17 protein-coding genes and 1 tRNA gene are annotated in these 17,138 nt (G+C 69.0%); 10 read left to right on the top strand and 8 right to left on the bottom strand.

Translation table 11 applies throughout. The features are described 5' to 3' along the window. Positions 1-6: 6 nt before the first annotated feature. Both ABLI39_RS14460 and ABLI39_RS14455 read left to right on the top strand, forming a co-directional pair. Positions 7-1,347, top strand: coding sequence for a 3-oxoacyl-ACP reductase (locus tag ABLI39_RS14460; RefSeq protein ID WP_349414139.1), 1,341 nt, complete (start codon positions 7-9; stop codon positions 1,345-1,347). After that, positions 1,344-2,258: a MaoC family dehydratase gene (locus tag ABLI39_RS14455; RefSeq protein WP_349414137.1), complete on the top strand. Its 915-nt coding sequence runs from the start codon at positions 1,344-1,346 to the stop codon at positions 2,256-2,258. The genes ABLI39_RS14460 and ABLI39_RS14455 overlap by 4 nt, the downstream gene beginning before the upstream one ends. 99 nt (positions 2,259-2,357) lie before the next feature. Here the strand turns inward: ABLI39_RS14455 and ABLI39_RS14450 are convergent, their stop codons facing one another. The 5 genes from ABLI39_RS14450 to ABLI39_RS14430 all read right to left on the bottom strand — a co-directional run bounded on the left by ABLI39_RS14450 (position 2,358) and on the right by ABLI39_RS14430 (position 6,954). Beyond that, the gene (locus ABLI39_RS14450; RefSeq protein WP_497897920.1) at positions 2,358-3,518 is read right to left on the bottom strand and encodes an aromatic acid exporter family protein; all 1,161 of its coding nucleotides are present in this window, start codon (positions 3,516-3,518) and stop codon (positions 2,358-2,360) included. A gap of 61 nt (positions 3,519-3,579) precedes the next feature. Continuing rightward, positions 3,580-4,698 carry a serine hydrolase domain-containing protein gene (locus tag ABLI39_RS14445; protein ID WP_349414136.1) on the bottom strand — a complete coding sequence of 373 codons (1,119 nt, stop codon included), beginning with the start codon at positions 4,696-4,698 and terminating at the stop codon, positions 3,580-3,582. An 11-nt stretch (positions 4,699-4,709) separates the two neighbouring features. Further along, positions 4,710-5,774 carry a glutathione S-transferase family protein gene (locus ABLI39_RS14440; protein ID WP_349414135.1) on the bottom strand — a complete coding sequence of 355 codons (1,065 nt, stop codon included), beginning with the start codon at positions 5,772-5,774 and terminating at the stop codon, positions 4,710-4,712. A gap of 9 nt (positions 5,775-5,783) precedes the next feature. After that, positions 5,784-6,578: a M50 family metallopeptidase gene (locus tag ABLI39_RS14435; protein ID WP_349414134.1), complete on the bottom strand. Its 795-nt coding sequence runs from the start codon at positions 6,576-6,578 to the stop codon at positions 5,784-5,786. Beyond that, positions 6,568-6,954 carry a TraR/DksA family transcriptional regulator gene (locus ABLI39_RS14430; protein WP_349414132.1) on the bottom strand — a complete coding sequence of 129 codons (387 nt, stop codon included), beginning with the start codon at positions 6,952-6,954 and terminating at the stop codon, positions 6,568-6,570. Before ABLI39_RS14430 ends, ABLI39_RS14435 begins: the two co-directional genes overlap by 11 nt. A gap of 180 nt (positions 6,955-7,134) precedes the next feature. Here ABLI39_RS14430 and ABLI39_RS14425 point away from each other — a divergent pair, with 180 nt between their 5' ends. From ABLI39_RS14425 to ABLI39_RS14405, 5 genes are all read left to right on the top strand, one after another. Continuing rightward, positions 7,135-7,677 (top strand): hemerythrin domain-containing protein, encoded by a 543-nt coding sequence (locus ABLI39_RS14425; protein WP_349414131.1) that lies wholly within the window; start codon positions 7,135-7,137, stop codon positions 7,675-7,677. 7 nt (positions 7,678-7,684) lie between these two features. After that, positions 7,685-9,919 (top strand): 4-alpha-glucanotransferase, encoded by a 2,235-nt coding sequence (gene malQ / locus ABLI39_RS14420; RefSeq protein ID WP_349414130.1) that lies wholly within the window; start codon positions 7,685-7,687, stop codon positions 9,917-9,919. 178 nt (positions 9,920-10,097) lie between these two features. Next, positions 10,098-11,066: a hypothetical protein gene (locus ABLI39_RS14415; protein WP_349414129.1), complete on the top strand. Its 969-nt coding sequence runs from the start codon at positions 10,098-10,100 to the stop codon at positions 11,064-11,066. A gap of 286 nt (positions 11,067-11,352) precedes the next feature. After that, a complete protein-coding gene (locus tag ABLI39_RS14410) occupies positions 11,353-11,985 on the top strand; it encodes a GNAT family N-acetyltransferase (RefSeq protein ID WP_349414127.1) in 633 nt (210 codons plus the stop codon). 123 nt (positions 11,986-12,108) lie between these two features. Further along, positions 12,109-12,921, top strand: coding sequence for an aminoglycoside phosphotransferase family protein (locus ABLI39_RS14405; protein ID WP_349414218.1), 813 nt, complete (start codon positions 12,109-12,111; stop codon positions 12,919-12,921). 112 nt (positions 12,922-13,033) lie between these two features. Here ABLI39_RS14405 and ABLI39_RS14400 read toward each other — a convergent pair. Next, positions 13,034-13,116 (bottom strand) — tRNA-Leu (locus tag ABLI39_RS14400). 162 nt (positions 13,117-13,278) lie between these two features. Here ABLI39_RS14400 and ABLI39_RS14395 point away from each other — a divergent pair. Beyond that, on the top strand, positions 13,279-14,583 hold the full coding sequence (locus tag ABLI39_RS14395; protein ID WP_349414126.1) for a M20/M25/M40 family metallo-hydrolase: 1,305 nt from the start codon (positions 13,279-13,281) through the stop codon (positions 14,581-14,583). Between the two features lie 31 nt (positions 14,584-14,614). After that, positions 14,615-15,775 (top strand): acyl-CoA dehydrogenase family protein, encoded by a 1,161-nt coding sequence (locus ABLI39_RS14390; protein ID WP_349414125.1) that lies wholly within the window; start codon positions 14,615-14,617, stop codon positions 15,773-15,775. Positions 15,776-15,818: 43 nt separating this feature from the next. On the opposite strand, the gene ABLI39_RS14385 is transcribed toward ABLI39_RS14390, so the two are convergent. Then, the gene (locus tag ABLI39_RS14385) at positions 15,819-16,052 is read right to left on the bottom strand and encodes a DUF5703 family protein (RefSeq protein ID WP_138769332.1); all 234 of its coding nucleotides are present in this window, start codon (positions 16,050-16,052) and stop codon (positions 15,819-15,821) included. 39 nt (positions 16,053-16,091) lie between these two features. Between ABLI39_RS14385 and ABLI39_RS14380 the strand changes: the two genes are divergently transcribed. After that, positions 16,092-16,358: a hypothetical protein gene (locus tag ABLI39_RS14380; protein WP_146337568.1), complete on the top strand. Its 267-nt coding sequence runs from the start codon at positions 16,092-16,094 to the stop codon at positions 16,356-16,358. On the opposite strand, the gene ABLI39_RS14375 is transcribed toward ABLI39_RS14380, so the two are convergent. Then, positions 16,355-16,558, bottom strand: coding sequence for a hypothetical protein (locus tag ABLI39_RS14375; protein WP_349414124.1), 204 nt, complete (start codon positions 16,556-16,558; stop codon positions 16,355-16,357). The genes ABLI39_RS14380 and ABLI39_RS14375 overlap by 4 nt on opposite strands. Positions 16,559-17,138 lie beyond the last annotated feature (580 nt).

Raw genomic sequence — 17,138 nt, 5'->3', positions numbered from 1 at the left:
GAGAACATGACCGACAAGTACACCCAATTCGTGAGCAGGGGCTTCGGCAAGGACCTCGCCAAAAAGCTCGGGCTGCCGCAGCCGGTGGTGCTCCGGCGCCACCAGCCCGGCCAGCCGCTGGTCACGGGTCCCGTCCTGGTCCAGGGGGCCGGCAACGGCGCCGACGAGCTCGCCGCCACCCTGTTGTCCTGGGGCCTCGACGTCCGCCGCCACGCCGTGCCGCGCGAAAAGCTCGGCGCCATAATCCTGGTGCTTGATGAGGCCGCCCGCCCCGAGGACCTGGAGAAGCCGGTGCTCGCCACGGCCGCCTCGATCCGGGATCTCGCTGCCAACGCCCGCGTTGTCACCATCTCCCGCGCCGCAGCAGAAGCCCCTGATCCGGCTGCCGCGGCGGCCCGGCAGGGCGTCGACGGCCTGTTGCGCTCCCTGGCGAAGGAACTGCGCGCCGGCGCCACCGGCAACGGCATCGTGCTCGCCGACGGCGCCCGCACCACCAGCCCGAGCACGCTCGGGGCCGTGCGGTTCTTCCTCTCCGGCCGCTCGGCCTTTGTGGACGGCCAGTTCCTCACCGTCTCCTCGGAGGCCGGGCAGCTGCCGGCCGACGTCGAGCAGCCGCTGGCAGGAAAGGTCGCGGTCGTGACCGGAGCGGCCCGGGGGATCGGCGCCGCCATCGCCCGCACCCTGCACCGCGACGGCGCCACGATCATCGCCGTCGACATCCCTGCCGCCGGAGACCACCTCGCCAAGGTCGCCAACGAGGTGCGGGGCACGGCCCTGCAGCTGGACATCAGCCGCGAGGACGCCGGGCAGCGGATCATCGACCACGCCGTGGAGCGCCACGGCCGGCTGGACATCGTGATCCACAATGCCGGCATCACCCGGGACAAGCTGCTGGCCAACATGGATCAGGGCCGCTGGAACTCGGTGATCGCGGTAAACATCGCGGCGCAGCTTCGCATCAACGAGGCGCTGCTGGCCTCGGAGCACTTCCGGAACTCGCCGCGGATCGTCTCGGTGGCCTCCACCAGCGGGATCGCCGGCAACCGGGGGCAGACCAACTACGCTGCCTCCAAGGGCGGCGTGATGGGCATGGTCCGCGCCACGGCGCCGCTGCTCGGACCGCACGGCGGCTCGATCAACGCCGTCGCCCCCGGCTTCATCGAAACCGAGATGACCGCCAAAATCCCGTTCGCCACCCGCGAGGTGGCACGCCGGCTCAACTCGCTGCAGCAGGGCGGCCGGCCCGGTGACGTCGCGGAGGCCATTGCCTTCCTCGCCAGCGACGCCGCCGGCGGGATCTCCGGCGAGGTGCTGCGCGTCTGCGGACAGAACCTGGTGGGCGCATGACCGCTTCGCAGCCCGTCATCCTGGCGGAGATGCCGTCCCTCTCCAAGCTCTACGTCAACGCCGCCGCCACCGCGGCGCGCCGGAGGGTGCTCGGTGCGCACTCGGGCACCGTGTTGCCCGGGAGCAGCCATGAGGTCCGCGGCGTTAAGGCCGGGGTGGCGAACCTCACCGCCTACCAGCACCTGATCGGCGAGACCGCCAGCGATGTGCTACCCGCCGGATTCATCCACGCCCTGGCGTTCCCGCTCTCCATGTCCGTGATGAACCGGGACGATTTCCCGCTGCCGCTGCTGGGGATGATCCACCTCACGAACAAGGTGGTCCAGAGCGCTCCCGTGTTGTTCACCGAGGCTCTGGACATCCGGGCCTGGGCGGAGAACCTGCGCGGGCACCGCTCCGGCACCCAGCTGGATCTCGTGGCCGAGGTGCGCGGGGCCGGGGAGGACACCGTCCGCTGGCGCGGCGTGTCCACCTACCTGGCCAAGGGCGTCTTCCTTCCGGGCATCGACAAGCCCACCGCCGCCGCCGTGCCGGAGTCCTTCCGGGTGCCGAACCCGACGGCACTGTGGCAGCTGGGGGTCGATACCGGGCGGGCCTACGCCGCGGTTTCCGGCGACTTCAACCCGATCCACCTGAGCGTCCTCAGCGCGAAGGCCCTGGGCATGCGCCGCTCCATCGCCCACGGCATGTACCTCGCGTCCAGGGCCCTGGCCGACGTCGGCGCCGTGAAGGGCGATGCCTTCAGCTGGGACGTGGCGTTCGAGGCGCCCGTGTTCCTGCCGGCCCGGGTGGCGCTGGACATCAGCACGGTGCAGCCCGAAGACGGCGCGTGGCAGCGCTCCGACTACGTGGCCTGGAACCCGCACTCGGGGCGGAAGCACTTCAGCGGATCGGTAGCCTCACTGAAGTAGACGATGAAATACGACGGCGGCCGCCACCGGGATATCCGGGGGCGGACGCCGCCGTCTTCTGCCGGAACGGGCGGGTCCGCGGCGGGAGGGACCGGCGGGCTAGCTGGCGCCGGCGGGGGAGGGGTCCGACTCCCGCTTGCCGCCGCCAGACTTTACGACGCGCAGCATCCGGTGCAGGCTCAGCAGAATCGATTCGACGGCGTTCGGGGCCCCCGGGTGCTCGTCCTCGGCGGCGATCCGGGCGGTGAGTGCCTTGACGGCGGCGTCAGCTTCCTCGATGAGCTGTGCCTGCCCCTGGGCATCCTCTTCGTCGGCGGCGTGCAGCACATCTCCCACCAGGGCCATGGCGTCGGCGAGGGGGGCGGCCTGCCCGTCGGGGATGACAAAGGGGTGGTCCGTGGCCCAGATAACGTCCGCGAGCACCTGCGTCACATCCTGGATGTGGAAAGTCAGCCGTTCCAGGTCGCGCAGGTTGCGGTAGTCCTCCTCGACGTCGCGTGGATGGAGCCGGCGCCGCGGATTTGCCCGCCGGCTCGCGTCCGCCTTTTGCACCGCGGCGCGCACCGAGCGGGTGTGGGCCACGAGCGCCTCCGAACGGCGGGACCAGTCCTCGTGCTCCGGCGGCCAGTTTTCCTTGAGGGCCTTGCACATGTCCCAGAGCTGTTGGGCCAGCGCCTGCCGCAGCTCGGCCAGGCTGAGCGCCGCCGCCTTGAAATGCAGCGGCGGGAAGACCAGCAGGTTCACCACAATGCCGACGCTGACGCCAACGCCCATCTGGAGCAGGTACCCGAAGGAGAACTGGTCCGGGTTGTGCCCGCCGACCAGCAGCACCAGCAGGGCCGCCGTCGGGATCCAGTCGCTGCCGGAGCCGATTTTTGGCAGCCCGGCGAGGATCACGCCGAGCCCCATCACAATCGCGACCGTCACCGGCGACGGGCTGCCTAGACTGAAGAGCATAAAGGCGAGCCCGACGCCGATAGCCAGGCCCACGAGCGTCTGGACCCCCTGGCGCATGGAGCCGGAGACGTTTTCGTACATGGCGACGAGGGCACCGAGCGGCGCGTAGTAAGGGTAGTCCGCCGCCGACCCGGGCATAAAGGGGGCGATGGCGAAGGCCAGGCCGGCCGCGATGGCGGCCTTGGCGGCCAGCTGCAGGCGTGGCCACAGCAGGGCGGCCGAGACACTCCCTGCCACGGTGCGTCCCAGCATGCGGAGTCGCGAGGGGCGGGCGCCGGCGTCGTGCTCTTTTGTATTTGCCATCCCGGCTCACCCTAGGGCCGCCGGGCTGCTGCGACAACTGGACGAACCTTCGGGAGCCGTCTCAGGACGCTGCGCAGGCCTGCCGTACCGCGGCGGAGAGGCGTTGCGCCTGCCCGTTGGTGCGGCCTTCCTCACTGCGCCGGGGCACGTAGCCGAAACCGATCCCGTAGCAGGGGTCGGCGAACCCCAGGGCGGCGTTGGCTCCCTCGTGGCCGAAGGCGAGGTGGCTGCCGAAATCACGGCCCGGCTGGGGCTTCATAAAGACCACGGCGAAGGCGTTGTCCTGGCCGGAGGAGCGGTCAAGGCCCCACACCTGTTCCTCGGCCATCGCGCCTATGGTCCGGGGCGTCAGGAACCCGGGACCGCCCTGGACCCCGGTGGTGGCCGCTGCGTAGAGCCGGGCGAGCCCCTCGGCGGAACCCACCCCGCCGGCCGCGCTCATGCCGCCGGCGCGGATCAGGCGGTGGTTGGGCAACTCCATGATGCCGCTGGCCGGCGCGTTGCTGTTCAGGCCGGCGTAGCTCAGGGGATCCAGCCACGCGGCGGCCGGGTCCTCGGTGTAGAGCACCTCCCGGTAGCGCGGTTCCTCCTCCGGCGGCAGACCCAGGAAGAAATCGATCCCGAAGGGGCGGCGGAGGCGTTCCTCGTAGAGTTCCTGGAGCGGAGCCCCGGCCACCCTGCGGCAGAGTTCCTCCATCAGGATGCCGATGGTCAGCGCGTGGTAGCCGAACGTGCGTCCCGGGCGCCACAACGGCGCGGCGGCGGCGAGGGCGCTGGCGGCCTCCGGCGTCGTGAAGTCCTCAAGGGCGAAGCCGCCCGGGATGCCGGGCAGTCCCGCCTGGTGGGAGAGGGCCTGCCGGACGGTGAGCCGGTCCTTGCCGTGCGCGGCGAACTCCGGCGAGTAGGACGCCACGGTGGCGTCCAGGTCGAGCAGCCCGTCCTGGACCAGCAGGGCGATCACAAATGCCGCGGCGCCCTTGGAGCAGGAATAGGTACCGGTGATGTCGCCCTGGGCCAGTCCGGGGCCGCCGCAGAGGTCCAGGACTTTCGTGCCGTGGCGGTATACCGCCAGCTGCGCACTGTAGCCCGGGTCCTGCGCCAGAAACGTGTCGAAGAGTGCCCGCACCGCACGGAACTCCTGGGCGGCCGTTCCGGCGGACAGGGCCGGGGCAGGTGTCATGGGCACTGGTGTCAGCCGGCGCCGTGTCCGGCGGCGACTTCCTCGCCGGCCCGGACCGGCCCGGGCGGCGTGCCGTTGCCGAACGGCCGTCCGCCCAGTGCCTCGCGGCCGTGTGCCGAGAGCCAGTTGCCCAGCTCCGGGCCCTTCGGTACCACTCCGGTGGGGTTGATGTCCTCGTGGACGATGTAATAGTGCTGCTTGATCTGCACGAAGTCGGTGGTGTCGCCGAAGCCGGGGGTCTGGAAGAGATCCCGGGCGTAGGCCCACAGCGCCGGCATTTCGCTCAGCTTCTGCCGGTTGCACTTGAAGTGGCCGTGGTAGACGGCGTCGAAGCGGGCCAGCGTGGTGAAGAGCCGGACGTCGGCCTCGGTGATGGTCTCGCCCACCAGGTACCGCTGCCCGGTGAGGCGCTCCTCGAGCCAATCCAGCGCCGTCCACAGCCTGTCGTAGGCGGCGTCGTAGGCGTCCTGGGATCCGGCGAACCCGCAACGGTAGACACCGTTGTTGACCTCCGTGAAGACGCGCTTGTTGACGGCGTCGATCTCCTCCCGGAGCGCCTCCGGGTACAGGTCCGGGGCGCCGTCGCGGTGGAACTCGGTCCACTCGGTGGAGAAGTCGAGGGTGATCTGCGGGAAGTTGTTGGTCACGACGGCGCCGCTGGGCACGTCGACGATTACCGGCACCGTGATGCCCCGGGGGTAGTCCGGGAAGCGGCGGAAGTAGGCCTCCTGGATGCGTTCGATCCCCAGGACGGGGTCCAGGCCGCCGGGATCGAGGTCGAAGGTCCAGGAGCGGGAGTCGTGGGTGGGGCCGGGCTGGCCGAGCGAGATCACGTCTTCAAGACCGAGCAGCCGCCGGACAATCACGGTGCGGTTGGCCCACGGGCAGGCGCGCGCCGCGACGAGCCGGTAGCGGCCGGCCTCGACGGGCCAGCCGGGTTCGCCGTTGGCCCCGGGGGCGCCGTCGCGGGTGATCCGGTCCTCGATGTAGTTGGTGTCCCGGTTGAATTCCGCACCGCCGGTGACGTAGGCGCCCCGGGTGCTGAAGCCCGGGTCGTCGGTGTGTGTTGTGTTCATGGTCCCAGCCTATGCCGGGAAGCGGCCCTGCCCCGGCGCCACTGTGGCGAACACCTGCGCCATCGGCTGCCAGGCGAACCACCAGCAGGCCGCCACCACGGCGGCGAAGAGGACAATCCAGACGGCCGCGGGGATGCGCGTTGCCCGGGACAGCAGGTACGCGTCCGACGTCGAGAGCCGGTTCCGGTGCCGCGAATGCACCGCCGCCAGTTTGCCCAGGTCCCGGACGGCGGCCACGAGCAGAGCGATGCCCAGCCCGATCATCACGTGCCCGATGAATTCGGCGGGGACGAACAGGACCAGGAGCGCGGCGCCGAGGACAGCCGCGGCCGTGATCAGCAGCCCGATGCCGTTGCGCAGGAAAAGGAAGGAGACCAGCAGCAACAGGGTGCCCACTGACATGGCAGCGGGCCCCCAGCCGTTGAAGCCGGACCACACCATCGCGGCGCCAACAAGGGCAGGCACCGGGTAACCCCAGAACGTCGACCAGACCGCGGCGAGCGGGCGCCGGCTGTAGCTCGTGGTGGTACCCGAATGGTCCAGGCTCAGCCGGATGCCGCCCAGCCGCTGCCCGGTCATCAGGGCGGCAAAGGCATGGCCCAGCTCGTGGGTCACGGTGGCGAGCAGGCCGAAGTACCGCCAGCTGATGCGCGGCAGGGACAACGCGACGGCGACGGCAACCACCAGCAGCAGTTCGGTAGCGGTGACCACTGGGGCAGGGGCGTGGCTGAAACCGCCCACGATCCGCTGCCACCACGTCCCGGCGAGGTCCTCGGTAACGAGGGCCAGTGGGTTAGTGATCATGGGGATGGTGGCGCCTTCCAGCTTGGGGCTGCCCGGCGCTGTGCAGGATGCAGTAGGGCGTCCATGGCCTGGCTTCCAGCCGGCCCTCGGCTATGGGGCCGCCGCAGACTTCGCAGATCCCGTAGCGTCCGGCATCAATCCGGGCCAGGGCTGCCTCGATCTGGGCGAGGCCGGCTCGGCTTTGTTCCAGCAACGCGGCGGCCTGGGAGAGTTCGAACGCGATCGTCGCACCCTCCGGATCGTGTTCGTCGTCGACGTTGGAATCCTGCCGGGCGGCGTTCACCGAGGTGATGTCCTTGCGCAGGGCAAGCAGCAGGGCTAGCTTCCGCTTGCGCTCCTCGGTGAGGAAAACCCGGAACCGTTCGACGTCAACCATAGGATGCAAGGCTAGCGCGGCGGGCTGCACAGCGTCGAAACGGGCACGGACCGCCGGGGCGGCCCGTGCCGTCGGCCCGTGAGTCCCCGGGGCCGAAAGGCCTGTTCCAGGGAACCGGGCCGGCCGTACAGTTGGATCACATCCAGCCGGAACAACGTTCCGCCCAGCAAGGGAGATGCCATGGACACGCCGGTTCCCAAGAACGCCGAGGAGGAAGCGCGGGCGCTCGCGGCCGTGGAGGCCCACCATGCGGGGATGCTTAAACGTCTCCGCGCCCTGATCGCCGCCCTCACCCAGGCGGTGAAGGCGCACAATACGGTGGCGGAGCACGACGCCCACGAAGTGCTGGTGGAATGGTGCGAGACTGAGCTCGTCCCGCACGCGCTCGCCGAAGAAGGCCCGCTGTACAGCGGAGCCGGGGCCGCGCCGGAGGGCCGGCTGCTGGTGGCGGGCATGCTGGCCGAACACAAGGTCATCGTCTCACTGGTCGAACGGCTCCGGACGGCGCAGGGGGTCGACGCCGCCGTCGCCGCGGCCGGCATCGGCGAGGTCTTCGCCTTGCACCTGGACAAGGAGAACGGGCTGTTGATGCCCTTCATCGTGGAGTCGCCCGGCCTCAGCCTGGCCGGGTCTGTCGCCGGGCTGCACGAGCTGGTGGGGGAGGCCCACGTCCACGCCGCCCCCCACGGCTCCGTCGCGCCGGCGCCTCCGGTCAGCACCTGACGCGCCGATGGCGGACAGTACGGATCCACTCGACGCGCCCGACGAACCGGCAGACGACGACGCCGGGTCCCTGTTGCGCGAGCTGGCGGCGGCCCATGGGGTGGGCACCTCGTATTGGGGCTGGGACGGTGTGGAACGCTCCGTCGCCGCTCGCACCCTGCGCCGGGTCCTCACTGCCCTGGGCGTAGCGTGCGACAGCCAGGCACAGGTCCGGGGCGCCCTGGCCGAGGCGGGGCTTGCGCCCTGGCGCCGCCTGCTGCCGCCCACGGTGGTGGCGCGGGAGGGAACAGCGGCGGTTTTCCATGTCCACGTGCCGCACGGCAGCGACGTCGACGTCCGGGTTGTCGCGGAGGACGGAACCCGGCACGGGGTCCGGCAGCTGGAGAACTGGGAAGCGCCCCGCGACGTCGACGGCGTCCTGACCGGGCGGGCGAGCTTCAGCACCCCGGACGCCTTGCCGCTGGGCTGGCACACCATCGAGGCCGACGCGGCGGGCCTCCGTGCGCAGTGTGCCCTGGTGGTGACGCCGCAACGGCTGCGTACCACCGAGGCGCTGGCGGGCCACCGCCGCTGGGGACTTATGGCGCAGCTCTACTCCGTGCGGTCCTCGCGTTCCTGGCGGATTGGCGACTTCGCCGACCTGACCGACCTCGCCGCGGTGGCCGGAGCCCAGGGAGCCGGATTCATCCTGGTCAACCCCCTGCACGCGGCCGAGCCCCGTCCGCCGGTGGAGGACTCGCCCTACCTGCCCACCACCCGGCGTTTCTTCAACCCGCTGTACCTCCGGGTGGAGGAGATCAAGGAGTACGCCTACCTGGATCCCGCGGCACTGGCTGAGACGCAGCGGCTGGCGTCGGGTCTGCACGCCGCCAACCGGCAGACGGGGCTGCTGGACCGCAACGCCAGCTACGAGGCGAAGCTCACCGCCCTCGAGCGCGTGTTCCTTGTCCGCCGGGGTCCGGCGCGTTCGCGGCAGTTCACCGACTTCTGCCGAGACCAGGGGCAGGGACTCGACGACTTCGCTTTGTGGTCGGCCCTCGCGGAGACCCTCGGCCCTTCGGCGGACGGCTGGGGCGACGCCGCTTCGTCCCCGGCCACCGGGTACGCCGCAGCCCAACGGACGGCGCTCGCGGACCGCATCGAGTTCCACCGCTGGCTGCAGTGGATCTGCGACGAGCAACTGGAAGCGGCGCAGGATGCGGCGCGGCGGGCCGGCCTGGACATCGGGATCGTGCACGACCTGGCGGTCGGCGTGAAGCTCGGCGGCGCCGACGCCTGGGCGCTGTCCGGCGTCCTTACCCACGGCGTGACGGTCGGCGCCCCGCCGGACATGTTCAACCAGCAGGGCCAGAACTGGACTCAGCCGCCGTGGCATCCGGCGCGGCTGGCCGAATCGGGGTATGCCGCCTATCGCGACATGCTGCGGACCGTGCTGCGCCATGCCGGCGGCATCCGCGTGGACCACGTCCTGGGCCTGTTCCGTCTCTGGTGGATCCCGGAGGGCGCCGGACCGGGCGAAGGCACCTACGTGTACTACGACCACGAGGCGCTGATCGGGATCCTCGCCTTGGAAGCCCAGCGCGCCGGGGCCGTGGTGATCGGCGAGGACCTCGGTGTCTTCGAGCCCTGGGTGCGGGACTACCTGGCCGAACGGGGAATCTTCGGCACCTCCATCCTGTGGTTCGAACACGACGACGCCGGGCCGCTGGCACCCGAACGCTACCGGCAGGAGTGCCTCACGAGCGTCAACACCCACGACCTGCCACCCACCGCCGGCTACCTAGCCGGCGAACATGTCACGCTCCGGGAGTCGCTCGGGCTGCTGCGGCGTCCGGTCGAGGAGGAACGGGCGGCCGACGAGGCGGAGCAGGAAGCCGTGCTCGCCCTCGTACGGGAGCGCGGCCTGCTGCCGGCCAGCGGCGCCGTTGCGGGGACTGCGACCCATGCGGCCGGGCAACAGGCAGATCCGGCGGCGGTGCAGGCCACGGTCGAGGCGCTGTACGCGTTCACTGCGCTCACGCCGTCGTCGTTGCTGGGCGTCGCGCTGGTTGATGCCGTGGGGGAGACCCGCACGCAAAACCAGCCGGGCACCAGCACGGAGTACCCCAACTGGTGCGTGCCGCTCGCGGGACCCGACGGCGTCGTCCTCATCGAGGAACTGCCGGACAACGCCAGATTCCGTTCCCTCCTCAGCAGGGTCCAGCAGGCGCTCCTCCCGGGCGGAGGGCCCGGCTCCCAGTAGCCATCCCAGTAACAGGCCAGTAGCCCTTCCAGTGGCTGGGGCAGGCCCGTCCCAGTGGCCGCTACTGGTTGCAGGGCTGCTCCGCTTCGCTATTCTCGGCACCATCGGCAACGGGGACAGCCCTGATGCCCGCGCGTCCGGAAGCCCGGGGAGGAAGCTGATGAGGCGAGCCGCGAGGATGGCAGGGGCCGCGCTGGCGCTGGCATTGGGCATTTCCGGTGCCGCGACGGGGACTGCGGGCGCGGCGACGAGCTACAGCTTCGCGGTGATCGGCGACATTCCCTATGGCTCCACCCAGCTGGGGCTGTTTCCCAAGCGCATAGCCCAAATCAATGCGGACCCGAACGTCCAAATGGTCAGCCACCTGGGCGACATCGGCTCCGGCAACTGCTCCACCAGCTACTACCAGAAGATCAAGTCCAACTTCGACAAGTTCGTGGATCCGCTGGTGTACACACCGGGGGACAACGAATGGGCGGATTGCCACCGGGCCAGCGTCGGCAAGGGCAACCCGCTGGAGCGGCTGGCCACGGTCCGTTCAATCTTCTTCCCGTCGTCCGGCCGCACCCTGGGTCAAAATGCGATGACGGTGTCCGCCCAGACCGGTTACAAGGAGAACGTGTCCTTCGCCGCCGGCGGACTGACCCTGGCCACCCTCCACATCGTCGGCTCCGAAAACGACCTCAAGCCCTGGACGGGCCTGGGCTACACGGCCCCCACGGAACCGCAACTCGCCGAGGAGGCTGCCCGGGTCGACGCCACCATCACCCAGCTCAGGAACACCTTTGCCTCGGCCAAGGCCGCCGGCAGCAGGGCGGTGGTGCTGCTGACCCAGGCGGACATGTTCGCGCCCGGCACACAGGGCCCCGGCTACCGCAAGGCCTTCCAGTCCATTGTCCGGGCTCTTGCCAGCGAGGCCTCGCTCTTCCAGCGTCCGGTGTTCCTGTTCAACGGCGACAGCCACGGCTACATCAAGGACAAGCCGCTGACCACCTCCAAATGGAAGTCGTTCTACGGCCTCTCGGGCAGTGTTGCCAACCTGAGCCGGGTGACGATCGAGGGTGCCTCCTCCGTCAACGAATGGGTCCGCGTCAACGTCGTGTCCGGCTCGGAAGTTCTGCAGATCCAGCGCGTCGCTTTCACCTAACGGCAGAGGCGTGCTGAGCGCCGTGATTTCCGCGCTGATTCCGGACGGGCGCACCGTGGATCCGGAGTGCGTTCGTCCGGTTCCGCAGCGCTTTTGCTGCACTGCCGCGGGCTCCCGAACCGCCGCTCCGGGCGCGGCGAAGGCCCGCCGGGATGCCCTGCGCCAGCGTGTCGTTGCGGGGTGGGGCATCGGGGTGATAATTTCACTTGCCGCCTGAAATTCGCGGACAAAATTGCCTTCCGTTTTCCCCCTCCCCGACGCTTCCCCGCGAACCAGAAAGGCCGCAATGGCGCTGCTCCTTCCCGACACTCTGCCGACCCTTCAGACGGTCACCGGCAGGTTCGTCCTGGCACCGTTTACAGCTCTCGACGTCGAGCCGCTGGCGCGGCTTTTGGCCCGCGATGAAATCTGGTCCCAGGGCTTCAGCGACAGCGAGTCCAGGCCCGCCGGGGAGTCCGAGTTGATGGCGTTTGTGGACCGCCGCTTTGCCGGGCTCCAGGTCTTCTCCGTGTACCAGAAGCTGCCGCTGGGACAGTCGCGGTTCGTCGGAACTACCGGCATCACGGAGCAGGACGAGCCCACGGAGCGCGTCAAGATCGGCCGGACCGTGCTGGACCCGGATTTCTGGGGCGCCAAGGTCAACCACGAGGTGAAGATCACGCTGCTCGACTGGCTGTTCTCCTGCGGGGCCGGCCGGATCGAATGCGACGTGGACGCCCGCAACCAGCGGTCCTTGGCCTCGCTCGCGCGGTTCGGGTTCACGGCCGAGGGGACCCGGCGCCGTTCCTCCCGGAACGTCGACGGCCTCTGGCGCGACTTCGTCATCCTGTCGCTGCTGACCGAGGAGTGGCCGGACCTGCGCCCCCGCGCCCTTGCCTCCCTGGCCGGGCAGACGCCCGCCGGGCTGCTGAGGGTGTAGGTCGGGTCTCCTCCTCGCCATCGGTATCCGGGGGATGCGGGCTTACGGGAACCGCGTTCTGAGAGACTGACCCTCGTGAACACTCTCGATGCCGGCACCTCGACGCTGTGGACGGACGTTGAAATGGCGTGGCCGGGCCTCCCCTGGGAGGAAGCTGCGTTCAGGCACGGGGCGTTCCATCACGTAGCGGTCCTCGGCACGTCTGCCGTTGTGCGCGTCGCAAGCGGCTCGGAACACTTCCTGCGGACGCAGAGGGAACATCGAAACCTTAGGATCCTGGCGGCTATGGATCTTCCGTTTCGAATTCCTGTTGCTTTGTCCGCACCGCGTTCTGGGCCGGCGTGGTCGGCCCAGCTCACCAGCGTCGTCCCGGGCGACCAGCGGACCGGTCTCTCCTGGGCGGAAGTCCGGGAGCCCCTAGAGTTGGTCCTCGCCGGCTTCCGGCGAGCCGGGCAGCCTGCGGGTGCGCTTCGTCCGGTCAGGCAGTCGTGCGGAGGCGAGGACTGGCCGGGCGTCGTGGACCGGATTATCCACCCTCTGGACAGGGCTGCGAGGAGCGCCGCCGGACGAGTTGTCGCGAACGTGTTGCAGGCAGAGTCCGCTGCCGGCACAACGCTGGTGCACGGGGACTTCGGCCTGCACAACATCCTGTGGACAGGCACCCAACTTTCCGGCGTCGTGGACCTCGACAATGCCTGCATCGGTGACCCGGCAATCGACCTGGCGCCTCTCATCGGAGCTTTCGGCTCGAGCAGGGTCGCCGACTTGGCGGACAAGGAGACGATCGCCAGGGCACGGGCCCACCGGGCGTCTCTGCCGCTGCAAGTTGCCGCCGCCGCCGAACTGGTGAACGACTCGAAGCTCAGGGACTTCGCACTGCGGAATTTCCAGGCCCGGCTTCTCACAGGCACCCTTGAGGATCCCACCCAGGGGTGACGGCCCCGCCGGCGGGCCCATAGAGTAGCGGCAGCCCGACAGCCGCATCCGCTGGGCGCAGAAACACAAAATGCCCCGGAATCCATGAAGAATTCCGGGGCATTTCCTGTTGTGCGCGGAGGGGGACTTGAACCCCCACCCCCTTTCGAGGACTAGCACCTCAAGCTAGCGCGTCTGCCATTCCGCCACCCGCGCAGGTGGTATTTCCGGGAAGAATTTCGCCTTTCAGCGTTTTGCTTTTCTCGGAAGCAGCGAGAAAGACTCTAGCACGAAGATTCCGGAAACAAATAATCGGGGTCCGCCGGGGCGGTGTGGGTAGGCTGAAGCCAGCACTGAGCCACTGCCACGAGGAGCGATATGACTGACATTCGGCCCGAAGACGAGGTTGTCCGGATCTGCCAGGAACTGATTCGGATCGACACGTCCAACTACGGTGACGGTTCCGGGCCGGGGGAGCGCGCTGCCGCGGAGTACACGGCGGGGCTGATCACGGAGGTGGGGCTGGATGCCGAGATCTTCGAATCCGCTCCGGGCCGCGCCAGTGTGGTGACCCGGCTGGCCGGCGAGGATCCGTCGGCCAGCGCCCTCGTGGTCCACGGCCACCTCGACGTCGTTCCCGCACTGCGTGAGCAGTGGTCCGTGGACCCCTTCGGCGCCGAACTCAAGGACGGCCTGATCTGGGGCCGCGGCGCCGTGGATATGAAGGACATGGACGCCATGATCCTTTCCGTGCTGCGGGATTTCGCCCGGACCGGCCGCAAGCCCAAGCGCGACCTGATCTTCGCGTTCTTTGCGGATGAGGAGGCCGGCGGCAAGTACGGCGCCGGCTACGCCGTCGAACACCGTCCCGAACTCTTTGAGGGCGCCACCGAAGCGATCTCCGAAGTCGGCGGTTTCTCCGCCACCATCGGCGGCCAGCGCACTTACCTGCTGCAGACCGCGGAGAAGGGGCTCTCCTGGCTGCGGCTGGTGGCCCACGGCCGCGCCGGCCACGGCTCCCAAATCAACACTGACAACGCCGTCACCCGGCTCGCCAGCGCCGTCTCGCGAATCGGCGAATACCGGTGGCCGGTGGAACTGACCCCCACGACGCGGCAATTCCTGGACGGCGTAACGGAACTCACCGGCGTCGAATTCGACCCGGGCGACCCGGAGAAGATCCTCAAGGAACTCGGCACGGTGGCGCGGTTTGTCGGCGCTACGCTGCAGAACACCACCAACCCCACCCTGCTTAAGGGCGGCTATAAGCACAACGTCATCCCGGAGTCGGCCGAGGCCCTGGTGGACTGCCGGACGCTGCCCGGCCAGCAGGAACAGGTCCTCGAGATCGTCCGCGAACTTGCCGGCACCGGCGTGGAGGTCAGCTACGTTCACCAGGACGTCTCGCTCGAAGTCCCCTTCGCGGGCAACCTGGTGGACTCCATGATCGACGCGCTGCACTCCGAGGATCCCGGCGCCAAGGTCCTTCCGTACACGCTCTCGGGCGGCACGGACAACAAGGCCTTGAGCCGGCTGGGCATCACCGGTTACGGCTTCGCACCGCTGATGCTTCCGGACGACCTCGACTTCACCGGCATGTTCCACGGCGTCGACGAACGGGTCCCGGCCGACTCGCTGAAGTTCGGCTCCCGGGTGCTCAACACCCTGCTGACCAACTACTGAGCGAAATGCACCAGGAATGGCTCCCACAGACATGACGCCCGAAGACCTCCTGCCCGAAGCACTGCTGGAACGGATCCGCGCCCGCGCGGCCGGTTATGACCGGGACAATGCTTTCTTCACCGAGGACCTCCGGGACCTCGCCGACGCCGGTTACCTGAAGATCTTCGTCCCGGCGTCCGACGGCGGCCTGGGCCTCGGTCTCGCCGGGGCGGCGCAACTGCAGCGGAGGCTGGCCACCGCAGCGCCGGCCACCGCCCTGGCGATCAACATGCACCTGGTCTGGACCGGCGTCGCCCACGTCCTGGCCGCCCGGGGTGATTCCTCGCTGGACTTCGTCCTGAAGGAGGCCGCGCAGGGTGAGATCTTTGCGTTCGGCAACTCCGAGGCCGGCAACGACTCCGTGCTCTTCGACTCCCGGACCGAGGCCACGCCGCTACCGGACGGAAGCTACGGATTCACCGGGCGGAAGATCTTCACGAGCCTCTCGCCGGCCTGGACCCGGCTCGGCATTTTCGGCAAGGACGCCACTGCGCGCGGCGGCGAAGGCGAACTGGTCCACGGCTTCATCGACCGGGAGACGCCCGGCTACCAGATCCTCTCCGACTGGGACACCCTGGGCATGCGGGCCAGCCAGTCCAACACCACGGTTCTGGAAGGCGCCGTGGTGCCGCCGGAGCGGATCTTCCGCAAGCTCCCCGTGGGCCCGAACGCTGATCCGCTGATCTTCGCCATCTTCGCGTGCTTCGAGACGTTGCTGGCGGCGGTGTACACGGGGATCGGGGAACGCGCGCTGCATCTGGGGGTGGAAGCGGTCAAGCGCCGCACCTCGTTCAGGAATGGCGGCCGCAGCTACGCACAGGATCCGGATATCCGCTGGAAGGTCGCCGAAGCTGCCATGGCGATGGATGGGCTGTATCCGCAGCTCGCCGCGGTGGCGGCCGACGTCGATGCCCTCACCGATCACGGCGGCCAGTGGTTCCCGAAACTCGTCGGGGTGAAGGTGCGTGCCACCGAGACGGCGCGCACCGTCGTCGACCTGGCAATCAGAGTCTCGGGCGGTTCAAGCTACTTCCGCGGGTCCGAGCTCGAGCGGCTCTACCGGGATGTCCTGGCCGGGATGTTCCACCCCTCCGACGACGAATCGGCGCACAATACGGTGGCCAACGCCTGGCTGGGCCCGCTGGAGGGCTAGGCGCAGCGAGGTCTGGGACGGTCCGGGACGGTCCGCGGGGGCCCTAGACGGTCCGCTGCACCTGGATCACTTTCCGGCGCAACCAGAAGCGGCGTCCGCCGCCGACGTAGAGGACGCTACGCTCGAGTTCCCACTTGCCGTACTCGGAATGGGCGGCGAGGAGGCGGCGCGCCTCCGGCAGGGAATCCTCAGGGCTGACCGTCAGCACGAGGTACTCGTACTGACGCGCATAGTCCCGCTCCCGACGGACCGAGCTGCTCAGAAAATGTTCCTTCATTGCTCTCCATTTTCGTCTTTTTCGGGCTAACGTGAAGTCATGAGCATCGATCCGCGTGTCGCGCTTCAGTCCCTGACCGCCGCCCTCGAGGAGCATCTGGCCGCTGCAGCGGCGCGGCGGGGAGACGGGGATCCCGCGGTCGAAGCGGCGTTTTTCGCCGTCGCCGATGCCTTTGAAGTCTACGACGACTCCCTCTATGAAGCGTATGGCGAAGTGACGCCCCTTGAGGTCATTGACGAAGAAGATGACGACGAGGAAAACGAAGACGTCGACGACGAGGAAGACCTCGAACTGATCCAGGACTAGGGCCGCCCGGCGCTGATCTGGGTCTGAACCCAGGTCACTTCATCGGCGAGCAACTCGAGGGCAGTACCGACCGGCTGGTAGCCCAACTCCCGGGACGCGGTGGTGTCGAGGGTCATGGGCGTCCGCCACGGATGGTTCCCTCGGTTCACCGTGTTAGGGATCAGGTCAATGTCGCCGTTCCATCCGAGCTGTGAAGGCACTGGCCTGCCTTCACAGCTATAAGCGGCGACGTCGTCCCCGGCAGGCAAGATGGACCGGGCGGTACCTGCCCCTACCTGCCGCTCGCCCACATTGACCACGTCCGGGCCTCTGCGGCGGCAGCCAGGCTGTGCTGACGCCCGCGTGCAGCCGGGGTTTCCTGCCCGTGCAGCGGCACCCCAAATTGTCGTAGGTCACCGGCAGGATTGAGTCATGGGAATCGGTGCAGCTCTCATCGCCCGTCCGGCTGGCAGGCCGGACGGGGAGGAGCGCCGGGTTCCGGCCGCCCGCACTGAACGCGTCCGGACCCCTGCATCAGCACCTCTTAGAGGTCACGGGCAGGATTGAGTCATGGGAATCGGTGCAGCTCTCATCGCCCGTCCGGCTGGCAGGCCGGACGGGGAGGAGCGCCGGGTTCCGGCCGCCCGCACTGAACGCGTCCGGACCCCTGCAGCAGCACCTCTTATAGGTCACGGGCAGGATTGAGTCATGGGAATCGGTGCAGCTCTCATTGCCCGTCCGGCCGGCAGGCCGGACGGTGATGGGCGCCGGGTTCCGCCGGTGGACAGCGTTCTCGGGCAG

Source organism: Pseudarthrobacter sp. B907 (genome assembly GCF_040137805.1).
In the GTDB taxonomy this organism is placed as follows: Bacteria; Actinomycetota; Actinomycetes; order Actinomycetales; family Micrococcaceae; genus Arthrobacter.
This window is presented reverse-complemented; position numbering and strand designations above follow the sequence as displayed.